This is a genomic window from Bacillus sp. FSL K6-6540, from assembly GCF_038007545.1.
Map to the genome: position 1 here is coordinate 6,050,212 of NZ_JBBOXH010000001.1, position 13,544 is coordinate 6,063,755.

The 13,544-nt window shown below is 54.0% G+C and carries 14 protein-coding genes and 1 other annotated feature; of the genes, 5 read left to right on the top strand and 9 right to left on the bottom strand.

The window, feature by feature from the left end:
• Nucleotides 1-149: 149 nt before the first annotated feature.
• From MHH82_RS27100 to MHH82_RS27130, 7 genes are all read right to left on the bottom strand, one after another.
• Nucleotides 150-1,673, bottom strand: coding sequence for a 2-isopropylmalate synthase (locus MHH82_RS27100; protein WP_340968713.1), 1,524 nt, complete (start codon nucleotides 1,671-1,673; stop codon nucleotides 150-152).
• A gap of 164 nt (nucleotides 1,674-1,837) precedes the next feature.
• Nucleotides 1,838-2,176 (bottom strand) — a binding site (T-box leader).
• A gap of 524 nt (nucleotides 2,177-2,700) precedes the next feature.
• Entirely contained in the window at nucleotides 2,701-3,744 is a 1,044-nt protein-coding gene (tsaD, locus tag MHH82_RS27105) for a tRNA (adenosine(37)-N6)-threonylcarbamoyltransferase complex transferase subunit TsaD (RefSeq protein WP_036665186.1), read from the bottom strand.
• Nucleotides 3,741-4,265: a ribosomal protein S18-alanine N-acetyltransferase gene (gene rimI / locus MHH82_RS27110; protein ID WP_340968716.1), complete on the bottom strand. Its 525-nt coding sequence runs from the start codon at nucleotides 4,263-4,265 to the stop codon at nucleotides 3,741-3,743. The genes tsaD and rimI overlap by 4 nt, the downstream gene beginning before the upstream one ends.
• 19 nt (nucleotides 4,266-4,284) lie before the next feature.
• Nucleotides 4,285-5,076, bottom strand: a complete 792-nt coding sequence (gene tsaB / locus MHH82_RS27115; protein WP_340968717.1) for a tRNA (adenosine(37)-N6)-threonylcarbamoyltransferase complex dimerization subunit type 1 TsaB — start codon at nucleotides 5,074-5,076, stop codon at nucleotides 4,285-4,287.
• Nucleotides 5,063-5,533, bottom strand: a complete 471-nt coding sequence (gene tsaE / locus MHH82_RS27120; RefSeq protein WP_340970168.1) for a tRNA (adenosine(37)-N6)-threonylcarbamoyltransferase complex ATPase subunit type 1 TsaE — start codon at nucleotides 5,531-5,533, stop codon at nucleotides 5,063-5,065. Before tsaE ends, tsaB begins: the two co-directional genes overlap by 14 nt.
• 310 nt (nucleotides 5,534-5,843) lie before the next feature.
• Nucleotides 5,844-6,026: an H-type small acid-soluble spore protein gene (locus MHH82_RS27125; protein ID WP_015737296.1), complete on the bottom strand. Its 183-nt coding sequence runs from the start codon at nucleotides 6,024-6,026 to the stop codon at nucleotides 5,844-5,846.
• 3 nt (nucleotides 6,027-6,029) lie between these two features.
• On the bottom strand, nucleotides 6,030-6,320 hold the full coding sequence (locus MHH82_RS27130; protein WP_036665182.1) for a hypothetical protein: 291 nt from the start codon (nucleotides 6,318-6,320) through the stop codon (nucleotides 6,030-6,032).
• A gap of 393 nt (nucleotides 6,321-6,713) precedes the next feature.
• On the opposite strand from MHH82_RS27130, the gene ku reads away from it, so the two are divergent.
• Genes ku through ligD form a run of 3 tightly spaced genes read left to right on the top strand, consistent with a single transcriptional unit; the run spans nucleotide 6,714 to nucleotide 9,478 of the window.
• Nucleotides 6,714-7,643 carry a non-homologous end joining protein Ku gene (ku, locus tag MHH82_RS27135; RefSeq protein ID WP_036665180.1) on the top strand — a complete coding sequence of 310 codons (930 nt, stop codon included), beginning with the start codon at nucleotides 6,714-6,716 and terminating at the stop codon, nucleotides 7,641-7,643.
• A 24-nt stretch (nucleotides 7,644-7,667) separates the two neighbouring features.
• Nucleotides 7,668-8,555, top strand: coding sequence for an ATP-dependent DNA ligase (locus MHH82_RS27140; RefSeq protein WP_340968719.1), 888 nt, complete (start codon nucleotides 7,668-7,670; stop codon nucleotides 8,553-8,555).
• A gap of 5 nt (nucleotides 8,556-8,560) precedes the next feature.
• Nucleotides 8,561-9,478 (top strand): non-homologous end-joining DNA ligase, encoded by a 918-nt coding sequence (gene ligD, locus MHH82_RS27145; RefSeq protein ID WP_015737300.1) that lies wholly within the window; start codon nucleotides 8,561-8,563, stop codon nucleotides 9,476-9,478.
• Here the strand turns inward: ligD and MHH82_RS27150 are convergent.
• Complete coding sequence (locus MHH82_RS27150) at nucleotides 9,461-10,534, bottom strand: SPL family radical SAM protein (protein WP_340968721.1); 1,074 nt, start codon at nucleotides 10,532-10,534, stop codon at nucleotides 9,461-9,463. The genes ligD and MHH82_RS27150 overlap by 18 nt on opposite strands.
• Nucleotides 10,535-10,762: 228 nt before the next feature.
• On the opposite strand from MHH82_RS27150, the gene MHH82_RS27155 reads away from it, so the two are divergent.
• Both MHH82_RS27155 and MHH82_RS27160 read left to right on the top strand, forming a co-directional pair.
• Complete coding sequence (locus MHH82_RS27155; RefSeq protein ID WP_036665175.1) at nucleotides 10,763-11,344, top strand: TetR/AcrR family transcriptional regulator; 582 nt, start codon at nucleotides 10,763-10,765, stop codon at nucleotides 11,342-11,344.
• Nucleotides 11,345-11,388: 44 nt separating this feature from the next.
• Nucleotides 11,389-12,459 carry a serine hydrolase domain-containing protein gene (locus MHH82_RS27160; protein ID WP_036665174.1) on the top strand — a complete coding sequence of 357 codons (1,071 nt, stop codon included), beginning with the start codon at nucleotides 11,389-11,391 and terminating at the stop codon, nucleotides 12,457-12,459.
• Nucleotides 12,460-12,518: 59 nt separating this feature from the next.
• Here MHH82_RS27160 and MHH82_RS27165 read toward each other — a convergent pair whose 3' ends face one another.
• Complete coding sequence (locus MHH82_RS27165; protein ID WP_015737304.1) at nucleotides 12,519-13,436, bottom strand: YitT family protein; 918 nt, start codon at nucleotides 13,434-13,436, stop codon at nucleotides 12,519-12,521.
• Nucleotides 13,437-13,544: the final 108 nt, after the last annotated feature.

Genomic DNA, 13,544 nt, shown 5'->3' on the forward strand with positions numbered 1-13,544 from the left:
AGTTTGATGTTCTATATATTTAGCTCCTATATAGGGCCTACCTTTTATTATTTTGGAAAAAAGCGACCTTCCCCGTTCCGGGTGGAAGGTCGCTTGTGCCAATCTTAAGTAAATGTAAGCACGCTGAGGTCCCTTAATCGCTTCGATGCCTAAACCGACATTAACGCCGAGTTGCATGCCGCAACGTATGCCAAGCCTGCGGCCATGACGATATCCTGGTGAACGGCCGTGCCGCGGAAGATCTTGCCGGCCTTCTCCACCGTTACCGCCGCTTCGGCATGCGCGTCCTCGCCGCTGCTTAAAGAATGCAGCTCCAGATCGCCAAACCGGATGTCGCTGCTGATTCCTTGGCTGATCGCCGATATGACGGCTTGCACGGGACCGTCCGCCACGCTGGAGTAGGTGGCTTCCGTCTGCTCGCTCAATTGGCGCAGCGTAACCGCGGCAACCCTGCTGCTTCCCGTGCCGGAAATGACCTGCGCCTCGGCCAGTTCGTACACCTGTGCCGGCTTGCCCAATGTGCGGCTGACCATCTGCAGCAGCTGATCATCGCTGACCACCTTTTGACGGTCAGCCGTTTCCTTGAAGGTATCGTACAAGGATTCCATCTCGGCTCCCTCGAGCCGGACACCGTAACGGGCCAAGCGGTCCTTCAGGGCATGGCGGCCGGAGTGCTTGCCCAGTACGATCATGCTCCGCGGAATGCCCAGCTTCTCCGGATCCATAATCTCGTAGGTGCTACGATCCTTCAGAAGACCGTCCTGGTGAATGCCGGATTCATGCTGGAAGGCGTTCCGGCCGACCACGGGCTTATTGAAGGCGATCGGAAAATGCATCGCACCGCTGACGAGGCGGGATACCTCGTACAGCTTCTCGGCCGTAATGCCCGTCTCTCCCCGCAGCATGTCGCCCCGGGTAGATAGAGCCATGACAAGCTCTTCCAGCGCGCAGTTGCCTGTACGTTCGCCCACCCCGTTCACGGTGACCTCAATTTGACTCGCGCCGTTCTCGATCGCGGCCAGGCTGTTGGCCACGGCTAGACCGAGATCGTTATGGCAGTGGGCACTGTAGGCGACCCTCTTCCCGCCTCGGGCGCCTTCCCGCACCCGCCGGAACATCTCGCCGTATTCGTTCGGAAGCGCATATCCGACCGTATCCGGCAGATTGATGATCGTGGCTCCCTCTTCGATAACGGCCTCCACCATCTCGATCAGGTCGTCGATGCCCGTTCGGGAAGCATCCATCGCCGTGAATTCCACCACATCGCTGAATTGCCTCGCATAAGCCGTCATTTCACGCGCCCTTGCCACGACTTCCGGACGGCTCATGCGCAGCTGGTGGGAAAGATGGATGTCGGAAGAGGATATAAACAGGTGAATCCGCCTTCTCGCCGCATCCTGGGTTGCCTTGACGGCCGCATCAATATCCCCTTTTACCGCTCGCGCGAACCCGCAAATCTCCACCTGCTGCAGCTGCCTTGAAATGGCCTGCACAGCGGCGAACTCTCCGGGACTGGACACCGGAAACCCGGGCTCCATCACGTCAACGCCCAATTCCGCCAGTTTTCCGGCCAGCACCATCTTCTGCTCGGGCTGGAGACTTGCCCCTGGTGCCTGTTCTCCGTCCCGCAATGTCGTATCGAAAATTCGGATCGTTCTCTTGGATTCATTCATCTTCCGATATTCCTCCTTCGTTAGGGTACAACCCTGATTTTCATTCGATTGGATTCTGTTGTTCTATCCAACTGGTTATGTTCAATGCACGTCCGCGCGTCGACTTGCGTCCGCTTCCCACCCTGCTGCTGCCGGCAGCAAAAAAGCCCGCCATCTCTTATATCATAAGAGACGACGGGCTAAAGACCCTCCGTGGTACCACTCTAATTGACACGCCATGCTGTTCAGCGATGCTAACGCACGCACGTGTCCACTCACCGTCCATGATCTCCTCATGCCGGCCGGGTCATGAAGAGAATGGACTTCCCGATGACGGAGGAACGCCGTAAGAGAGTCCTATCTGCATTCTTGGCATTCGATCCGGATCGATCAAATCATCCGACCTGCAGACGTTCCCTCTTCCGCTCCCGGGCGAGATTCGAAGCTTGCTGCCGCTGCGTTGCACCCAAACCGCAGCTCTCTGTAGACAGCTCCCTTCTACTGCTCCCGTTCATCGCGTTTATACGTTATGCTGTTATGCAAATACCACATGATATCCGGCTCCCTTTACCGGGTATCTTTAACTCTTTAAGCGCTGCTTCGTTGTTATACGCCTTCTTCCTGATCCGAGTTCCCGCTGCCTCAACATGCAAAAAAAGCCTGCCATCTCTTATGCAAGAGACGACAGGCTATCCTATCGCGGTACCACTCTTGTTGACTTTAAATCCTAGGTCCATTGCAAACCCGGACCTTAAAGCCCCCTCCATCGCCAAATCACAAAGGATTTGTGCGCAGCCGTTCTCACGGAGGCCATCCCGTAGCAAGGTCAAGCTCCGCAATGTCATCTATGCCTTAGAGGCATTTCATTGCGCGAGGTTCCCCTGCTCCGCTCCCAGGTGAGTTCAGGCTCCTGTCGTCTGCGTTGCACCGTCCCGCAGCTCTCTTCATCCAAGGTTCACCTTACTGGTCCTGTTCTTTGCGTTTCAACATTCTGGAATTTGATCATGATTATACGTTCTGGACCACAGACGTGTCAAGAAGCTTTAGCTTAATGTTCCGCCCAATATTCCAGCGACATTTGCGGATCAGCCTTCATATCCAGCGGCGTAAAGCTCTCCCGCTTCCATTTCAAATGCGCCGCGGCCGCAATCATCGCTCCGTTATCGGTGCAATATTGAAATGGCGGGATCGTCAGCGGGATTCCTTCCTGCCCGCACCGCTCGGACAATGCTTGACGAAGTCCGCGATTGGCGGCTACGCCCCCGCACAGCAGCAGCTGTTTGGCATCGTATGCTTTGACCGCGCGAACCGCCTTCTCCACAAGCACCTCCACGACGGATTCCTGAAAGCCCCGGGCTATCGCTTCCGTCCGAACGTCCTCTCCACGCATTTTGCTCTGATTGACGACATTTAATACAGCCGATTTCAAACCGCTGAAGCTAAAGTCATAAGAATCCGGCTCCAGCCATACGCGGGGAAGATCCACGACTTCCTCGGCTTCCAAGGCCATTCGGTCGACATGAGGGCCTCCGGGATACGGGAAGCCAAGCGCCCTTGCCACCTTGTCGTACGCTTCGCCAACCGCATCATCCCGCGTCCTGCCGATTAACTCAAAGCTGCCCTCGTCTTTCATGTAGACCAGCTCGGTATGGCCGCCGGAAACAACCAGCGCCATGCAAGGATAGGCGATGTCGCCCACAAAGCGGTTTGCGTAGATATGACCCGCAATATGATGCGTGCCGATCAGCGGCTTGCCCAGCGCAAAGGCCAGGCTTTTGGCAGCCATGACGCCCACGAGAAGCGCTCCGACCAAACCGGGACCCTGCGTGACGGCGATCGCCGACAAATCCTTCATTTCGATCCCAGCCTCGGCTACGGCCTGCTCAATAATTAACGTAATGCTCTCCACATGCTTGCGGGAGGCCACCTCGGGCACCACCCCGCCAAATGCTTTATGCGTTTCAATCTGGCTGGCAATGACGCTGGACAATACCTCGCAGCCATCCTTTACGACGGCAACCGAGGTTTCATCACAGCTCGTTTCTATCGCCAAAATGCAGCTGTGCTGCCGGTCTATTTTTTCATCCTTCATGATAGCCTTTGACTTCCTTCCTCGCCATCGTCCTCCCGATAAGGGGGCAGATCTGCCCACATGATGAGTGCGTCTTCCTGATTATCGGAATAATACCCCTTCCGGACACCGGCTGGTTTAAACCCTTTTTTGATATATAAACGCTGGGCAACGTGATTGGATACCCGAACCTCGAGCGTCATTTTCTCCATCCCCATATAGGCAGCGGTCTTCATCAGTTCCGACAGCAGCCGATCGCCCCACTTGCGTCCGCGATACTGCTCCAGCAGGGCAATATTCGTGACGTGCGCTTCATCCACGATCGTCCACATGCCGGCATACCCTACGGTTCGACCTTCGTATTCCATAATCATATAACGCGCAAAATGATTCAGTTTCAGCTCATTATGAAAAGCTTCCTCGGTCCAGGGCACGGTAAACGCTTCGCGCTCCACCTTGAGAACCTCCGGTATATCCTCCAGGGTCATCAGCCGGAAGGACAAACCTTCTTCACCGTCCGCCGGCTTCTTCTGCTCGTCCATTACGAATCCTACGCTCCCTTCACCGCTTGCGCAGCAGGTTCGCTTCCGCTTCGGAAAGCTGTGTATAATTGGGCACCAAGGTATGCACATCATCCGCTTCCCCGGCGAGTAATCTGGCTGCTCCCAGATACCCCATCCAGCGGCCCTCCAGCGAGTACGGATGAATCCGGAGCCTGTCTCCAAACCACGGCTCCAGACCTCGGGCGGCCTCCGCATGCAGGTCCACTTCCCCGATAAACCATATGCAGACCGGGCGCTCCTCTTCAGGCAGCATGCTGATGCGTTCCTTTATGGCTTCCACCCAGGACTGCATCAGACGGATGCCGTCCGTCTTCATACGTACCGGCGCTTCCGCTTGGCGTTCGGAATCGGCAGCGAATAATGCCGTATACACTTGTCCCCGTCTTGCATCCAGCAGCGGAACGACCCAGTGGACTCCCTTTTCTGCCGCCGTCTCGCTCCATCCGGATTTCAAGCCCCCCCATGCCAAAGCATGCAGGCTGGATACCCCGACGACCGGAAGCTGATTCGCCCATGCCAATGTTTTGGCTGCGGTCACCGCTATGCGGATGCCCGTATAGGAACCTGGCCCCACTCCTACGGCAATGCCGTCTACCTGGTCCATGCCGATGCCGGCTTCCGCAAGCGCCTGCTCCATCACGGGGTGCAGGTGCACCGAGTGGTTGCGGTCCGCATTCGTGTTAACCTCCGACAGCAGCTTGTCCTGCTCCATCACGGATACCGCCAGCGAAGCCGTTGACGTATCCAGCGCCAAAAACCGCTGCTGCGGCTTTTTGTCATTGTTGTTCATTCATGCTACCCCATTTTTCATTCAAATCCCGGCACCACTCACCATAAGGCACGCCCTGGCTTGAAAGTGTGATGATCCGGTTCGTTTCGCCCGTCGTTTCTAGCTGGATATGAAGATACTGCTCAGGCATAAGCTCGGTGATCAGGCTGCTCCATTCCACGAGACAAACCCCGTCACCATAAAAATATTCGTCCAGCCCAAGCTCATCCGCCTCATCGACCGACAAACGGTATACATCCATATGGTAGAGCGGCAGACGCCCCTCATATTCTTTAATAATGGTAAACGTCGGGCTATTCACAACCCCGTTCACGCCAAGATGCCGTGCAAATTGTTGGGAGAATGCCGTTTTTCCTGCTCCAAGATCCCCGTCCAGACCGATGACGGTCCCTGGCTCCGCCCTCGCGGCCAGCCAAGCAGCAAGCTGCTCCGTCTCCTCCAGACTGCTTGAAGTCATTCGAAACCGGCCCTCCGTACGGCCATTATTCACTGATAACCCACCCTTTATTTAGTTTGCCCATATCTCAAAATACTTGATCTTCATTATATCGGTCCTCCCAATCCGCTGCAAGAACCGGGGCGGCCATTTCGCCGCATGGGAAGCTCCTGATCTGCTGATGGATGATATCCAATTATTTTTCAGAGGGCTGCGTTAACGGCAAATTATACGCAAACCAAACACACCTTATCCGGTTTCCGACAGTACGGAACCCCGAACAAGGTGTGTTTTCATGCCATTTCAAGGAAGCTAAGCCCCTTTAATCAGGCTATTCGCCTTCCTTCAGCCGGTCCACATTCACCGTCAGCGTATTGGTCGGACGGGAACCAACCTGAACGGTAGCCATCCCGTTCTGCGGATCGATCTGCTCGATCCAGACTGGCTCCCCTTCCAGGTTCACCTTGTAAGTATCCTTGGAGTTAAAAATCTCCACGGCGCGCTGCATCTCCATACGTTATGATCCTCCTTCTTCCGGTTCTCTTGGCGATTCGTCCACGACCTCCATCGTGTCGGTGGTGGATGGGCCGATCAGTCCGTTATCCATCGTGACATTGCCTCCGCCAAGGCCTTCGTTAATCATCCGGTCAATATCGAACATGGTAGATTCCCGAGAGATCTCGCTCTCCTCCGAGGTTAGGCTGTTCCAATCCACCATGTCGCCGTTCACCGGTTCGGATGCGGAATGGTCCGAGGCTCTGTCCTTCTGTATCTCTTCCGACGTTTCGGTTTCTCTAGACTCCATCATGAGAAAATTACCTCCTTTTACAGGCAGCATTCATCGTCAATATGCCACAAACAGGTTCTAATTATGCAATCCTGAGCTATAACTCATACTAGAGTCTTTTTTTGGGCACACTAATAGAGGTAGTTCAAAAAGTCCGCTTTTGATCACGAAGCGAATCAGGAAGCAGCTCGGCATCGAATCTTGAATTCAGCCGGGCCTTCCGGTGCTCACGTACCCAAAACGTACGCTCCGCTCCTGACGTCCCTAGCTTCATCCAACCTTCTCGGTGCTGAAAACCGACCTTTTTGAACACGCACTACTAGAGGTAGTTCAAAAATTTATAGTCGTCGTTTATAACGTTTACTACACGGTCATACCCAAAACATATTAGAACTTGATAGGAGGTTTCATAGAATGCATACGGTTTGGAAGGGCGCGATCAGCTTTGGTCTGGTGCACGTGCCGGTGAAGATGTTCTCGGCTACGGAAGACAAGGATATTTCGATGCGGTACATTCACAAGGAGTGCGGCAGCCCGCTCTCCTACATCCGCAAATGTCCGGTATGTGAAGAGGAGGTTGCCTGGGAGGAGATTACGAAGGGCTATGAGTACGAGAAGGGGAAATTCGTGTTGTTCGAAAAAGAGGAGCTGGAGCAGCTCGCCGAAGCGAACAGCAAAAACATCACCATTCTGGACTTTGTCGATCTGACCGAGATCGATCCGATCTACTTCCAGAAGACCTACTATCTCTCGCCGGATCAAGCAGGTGCCAATGCATACCGGCTGCTGCTGGAAGCGATGAAACAGTCCGGCAAAATCGGCATCGCCAAAATTGCCATTCGCTCCAAGAGCAGTTTGGCTGCGATTCGCGTGCTGGATGAATGCCTGTCGATCGAGACGATTTTCTACCCGGATGAAATCCGGCCGATTTCGCAGGTCCCGAATCTGCCTGAGCGAACCGAGGTCAACGCCAAGGAGCTGGATATGGCCAAACTGCTGATTGACCAGTTGTCGACTCCCTTTGACCCTGAAAAATATACGGATGATTATCGCGAACGCCTGCTGGATCTGATCAACAGCAAAGTGTCCGGCGAAGAGATCAAGATTGCCCCTGCCCGTCAGGAGACCAACGTCGTGGATCTGATGGCGGCCCTTCAGGCCAGCATCGAGGCCGTCAAGCCGATCGGAACGGACCCGGGCACCAAGCCGAAGCCGCGTAAAACGACCCGGAAGACCGCTGCCAAAGAGCCTGCAGCCAAGGTCAGCGGCGGGGAAGCTGACGCGGACGCACCGAAGCCGAAACGCCGGACGACCAAATCCAAGAAATCCGATTCCCCATCCTAAAGCCGCATGGGACAGTTGCAAAATTTGCTGCCGAAAGAGCCAATGGCTCCGATCTCGACGGATCAGATTACGACCGGCGAAGATTGGGGTTATCAGCTGAAATGGGATGGCGTACGCATTCTGGCCGGGCTTGACCAGAACCGCGTATCCCTGTATTCCCGCAAGCTGCTCGACAAAACACCCCTGTACCCCGAAGTCGTTCAGGCATTATCCGTCCTGCAGGATCGGCGTCTTCTCCTGGATGGCGAGGTCGTGTATTTTCATCCGGAGCTTGGCCGCCCCGTCTTTCAGAAGGTTCTTCAGCGGGAGCGTTCGCGTACGGTCAGTACGAGCGCTCCTCTGTTTACTTATGTGCTGTTCGATATCTTGGTGGACGGCGACGAGGACTTGCGCAAGCTGCCTTATCTGGAACGTCATCATCGTCTCAAGGAGACGGTTTCCGACATTCCGGGCCTGCTGACCGCCGATCTGTTTCTTGAAGGCGAACCGTTATGGGACTGGGCGGAACAGCGCGGTTGGGAGGGCATTGTCATGAAACGCCTCTCCTCGCCTTACCGTGAGGGCAAAAAGCATCGGGATTGGTACAAAAAGAAAATTGCCGTGAACATGGCTGCCTCCGCCGTCGCCATGATCATCAGGGAAGGTCGCGTAGCCAGCCTCGTCATCGCAGACGACGATGGGAACTACATCGGCCGGGCTTCCCTGGGGCTCAATGAGCAAACGAAGAAGAAACTGCTGCAATATGCCGAAAGCCATCGTGCTGACGCGATATGGAGAACGCTCCATACCGACCTGAAGAAAGAACAGCTGGCCTGGCTTAACCAGCCTTTATCAGTCCAGGTCACATTTCTCGAGTGGAGCCAGGATGGCATGATGCGCCATCCCAAACTCGTATCGATTGAGGGGGTGTAAACCATATGGCTCGTACCGTTAAAGGCACCCTGACGATCGAGGGGCAAGAGATTCAAATTACGAATCCCGACAAACCGCTGTGGCCGGAGGTCGGCATTACCAAGGCAATGTATTTGCAAAAGCTTGCGGCCATCTCGCCTTTCTTGCTCCGGTACTGCCGGGGCAGGCTGCTCACGACCATCCGGTATCCGCACGGAGCCCAAGGCGAATCCTTCTACCAGAAAAATGCACCCGAGCCGCTGCCGCCTTTTGTTCAGACTTATGTGCACGAAAATATTAACTACGTGCTGCTCAACGGGCTGCCGGAACTGCTCTGGCTGGGGAATCTGGCTGCGCTTGAGTTTCACCCTTCCCTGCATCTGGCAGGCAGCCATCTGCCCTGCGAATGGATGATCGATTTGGATCCCACGCTCCCGGAGGAACCCCGGATTATGGAGGCGACGGCCATTGTAGGGGACGTGTTGAGCTCCCTGGGCCTGTCCTCCGTCCCGAAAACCTCGGGAGCGACCGGAGTGCAGATCATCGTTCCGATTCCGGAAGGCGTAACGTTCGATGAACTTCGAACGGTTGGCCAATTCGTGGGCCAATACGTGACGGAGAAGTTCCCGAAGCTGTTCACCATCGAGCGGCTGAAGAAGAACCGCGGCGATAAAATCTACTTCGATTATCTTCAGCACTACAGCGGGAGGACGCTCGCCGCTCCTTACACCCCGCGGGCTCGGCGGCTCGGGACCGTCTCCACGCCGCTCACGTGGGACGAAGTCCGCCAGGACGTTTCTCCCACGGAGTTTCACCTGCTGAACATCGAAGAACGGCTGAGGGAAAAGGGCGACCTGCTGCAGACCCTGCCGCCCCAACCGATCGAGAATGTCATCCGGCATCTGAAGCCAAAGGGTAAGGCAGCGTCAAAAAGGAAAGGATAGCTGCTCAACAGCAGGAGTAAGCTCCTCTCCGGAAACCGGGGCCGCCGGTTGAGGAAGCTTCCTTGGACGTACAGGAGCAGCCCATTCCCTCGCAGGGTGATCGTTGGTACCTTCATCCGATGTATCGTTCTCCGAGGCTGCAATCGGTCCGGACCGGTTGACGGCAGCAGGTGCCCCCATGGTCAATCCGCTCAGCCCATATTCGTTCAACAGCCTGGACGCCATCGCCTTGACGGAACGAACGTAATGCTCTTCCGCATAAGCGCCTTGCCCATATAACTCGCGGTAGGATTGAACCACCTCGGGGAAGTGGTGTTTCAGCGTTTCGAGGTACCATTTCTTCACGTCGCGCGACAGTCTCAGCAAGGAGATCATCGCAAAGGAAACGCCTCTTTCCTTTGCCTGGGACAAGAGCTCCTTCAGTTCCGGCTCCTCGTCCGTCAAAAAGGGCAGCACAGGCGCCACAAACAAGCCTGTTCTAATGCCAGCAGCCGATAATCTGTGGATCGCATCAAGCCTGGCCTCCGGATGAGGCGATGCCGGCTCCAGCTTCCGGATGACGTCCCCGCTCAGCGTGTTGAGACTTATGTTGACGGACACGTTCTCCATCCGGGTCAAGATATCCAAATCCCTCAATACGAGCGGAGAACGCGTCGTAATGCTGGTAGAAATGCGGTATTTAGCGAGCAGCTTCAGACATTCCCGCGTAAGGGTCTCCTTGCCCTCGATCGGCTGGTACGGGTCGGTTGCCGTTCCGATCGTCACCTGTCCGATCGATCTCCGCATCGCTTCAATATCATAGTTAAACTTCCTCGCCGCGCTCGACAGCTGCTTCTCCAGCGCTTCCGCCGCATTCGACTTCATAAAAATATGGTGCTGGAACTCGTCTTCCGCTCCCATCCCGATAAACGATTGAAATGCGCGGGCATAGCAAAAGCTGCAGCCATGTCCGCAACCTCGATACGGATTGATGGACCAATCGAAGGGCATCCGCTCTTCCTTCACTCGGTTTAATGTTTGCTTGGTGGTTATGCGTTCATATTGCGTACGAGCCATTCCGTTTCCTCCTCCCTGGATCTGCCATGCTCTATATCATTATTCTTTATTTTAACAAACATATGTTCCTATTATAAGTGGTTTTTACTGGATTTACAAATCCTGATTCCATGAATGCTTCATGATGACCGGATTGAAATCGGTCCAATTACTCTTTATAATCAATATATATCAAGTGATATATATTGATCGTTCTACATATGAATAACCTAAGGAGCTGTAGACATCATGGCACCAAAAACGAAGTTTACCAAACAAGATATCGTGCTAGCCGCATTCGACATTGCCAAAACGGATGGCATCGAGTCCATTACGATCCGAAAAGTAGCCGAACGTCTCGGCAGCTCCATCGCGCCGATCTATGTCAATTTCAACGACGTCCAGGAACTGCTTCAGCAGGTCGTCGAAAGAGCCTTCCATGTGGCCAGAGGAATGATCATGGAGCAGCAATCCGGACAGCCGTTCCGGGATATCGGCATGGCAAGTCTCCGCTTTGCCAAGGAATATCCCGTGCTTTATCGGGACCTCATGATGAAAGACAATCCCCATATGAAGAATACGCCGGAACAACTGGACGAAGTTATCGGATTGATGAGGCAGGATCCGGAGCTCGCGGGATTTTCGGATCAGGAGCTGCAATCTATTTTATTGAACATGCAGGTGTTTCAGACAGGTCTCTGCGTCATGGTGGCAAACGATCTGTTCACGAAGAACGTGGATGACGAGCAGATGATGAATATGATGGACGAAGCCGCTGAAGCGTTCATACGTGCTGCGCGTGCCCGGAAACATGAGGGAAACGGAATCTAAACTGAAGGAAAGAAAAATTACGATTCATGGGAGGTAGAACGGCAATGGGAACAATCCTGAAGCAAGCGGTTCTGGATGCATGTGTGACTCAAATCGCCAATAAAAGAAATGTGTTTAGCACAGTGATGTGCGTCGAGGACCAGGAGCGGTCATTGTCCATAGTCGGCAGCGGAGGTGATATGCAGCCTGACGCCCGCTATTTCATTGCCAGCGTGACCAAGTTGTACGTGACTGCCGTACTCTTGAAATTACGCGCCGAGCGGCGGCTCGAGCTCCATGATCCCATTGGCAAGCACCTGCCCGAAGAGATTATGACCGGGCTCCACAGGTTTAAGAACCGGGATTACGGCGAAGAAATCACCGTTCAGCATTTGATGTCCAATACGTCCGGCATCCCGGACTATTTCTCGGGAACCGTCTTCTCGAATCTGATCGCCGGGAAGGATCGAGCTTGGAGCCTGGACCAAGTCCTGGCCGCGGCCAAAAGGAAAACGCCTAAATTCAAACCGGGACAGCAGAAAAAAGCCCAATATTCCGACACCAACTATCGGCTGCTTGGCCAAATCATCGAGAATATCAAGGGCGAATCCATTCAGGCCGTATTCCAGGAATACATCTTCGACAAGCTCAAGCTGACGCAAACCTATTTTTATCATGACCCGGAGGATGCGTCCCCCGTTCCGTTCCATTACAAGCAGAAGCGACTGGACCTTCCCTTGTATATGGCATCAGTCGGTGCGGAGGGCGGGATCGTCTCCACGGCAAGGGAAACGATGACGTTTTTGCGATCCTTTTTTAACGGGGATTTGTTTCCGCTGGGTGATTTGAGGGAGCTCCAGAGGCAGTGGAACTTCCTGTTTGCTCCCGGCCCCTTCTTCTATGGCATCGGCATTTCAAGACAGCCGCTATCTCCTTTCAGTCTGGGACGCGGACTCATCGGCCACTGGGGCCAATCCGGGGCATTTGCCTTCCATCACCCGGAGTCGGGCCTCTATTTCACCGGAACCGTGAACCAGGCCGTCGGTCAATCCGCCGCCGTCCAGGCCATGTCGCGAATCATTCGTCATTATGTGCGCGAGAAGAAGGCGCTGCGCCTGCAAGCCGATACTCTTTAAACAAAAAATGGCTCCACCCGCGCTAACTCTCGCACCGGGTGGAGCCTGAAATGATTGTATTAATGGATTGCCTTTTTCTTAAAGCGGCCGCCCTTCACATCATGGATGTTGCCGACGGCTACGAAGGCCTGGGAGTCCCAGTCTTCCACAATGGATTTGAGCTTTGCTTCTTCCAGGCGAGTGATAACCACAAAGATAACCTTCTTGCTGTCTCCGGAATAAGCGCCCTCGCCTTCGAGGTAGGTTACGCCGCGTCCCAAACGCTGGGTCAGCGCATCACCGATCTCCTTATGCTTATCACTGATAATCCAAACCGATTTGGATTGATCAATGCCTTCAATGGTAATATCGATCAATTTAAACGCAAGGTAATACGCAATCAGCGAGTACATGGCATGGTCCCAGCCGAAAATGAAACCTGCGCTGCCTAGAATGAATACGTTGATGAACATCACGATTTCGCCGACGGAGAACGGCGTTCTCTTGTTGATCAGAATGGCCACGATTTCCGTCCCGTCCAAGGAACCGCCGGACCGGATAACAAGGCCGACCCCGATTCCGAGAAGCACGCCGCCGAACACGGCTGCAAGCAGCGGATCGATCGTGATCGGATCGACGGGATGCAGGAAATAAGTGCCGACGGACATGACCAATACGGCGAACAGCGTGGATAATGCAAAGGTTTTTCCGATCTGTTTATATCCCATAAACAAAAACGGAAGGTTGAACAAAGTCAGGAATACACCCAGCGGAATATCGGTGATATGGGAAACCATAATCGAGATTCCGGTAATCCCTCCGTCAATAATCTTGTTCGGCACCAGAAAGATTTCCAGCCCTACTGCCATCAAAATCGCGCCGAAAGTTAAGAACACCAGACGGCGGAGAAGCTTCAAGGTCGCTGAGCCTGCCTTGGGATTCTCCGGCTTCTGCTGCTCCGCTTTCACTTGCGCCAGAATCTTCACATCACTTGACATAAATCTCCCCCGTTCAACTTTATGAAACCAAGCTAATATATATTTATAAGTGGATCCTATATAAATATTCTATCATATAAATAAAAGCGGGACATAGATTTTTCGCAG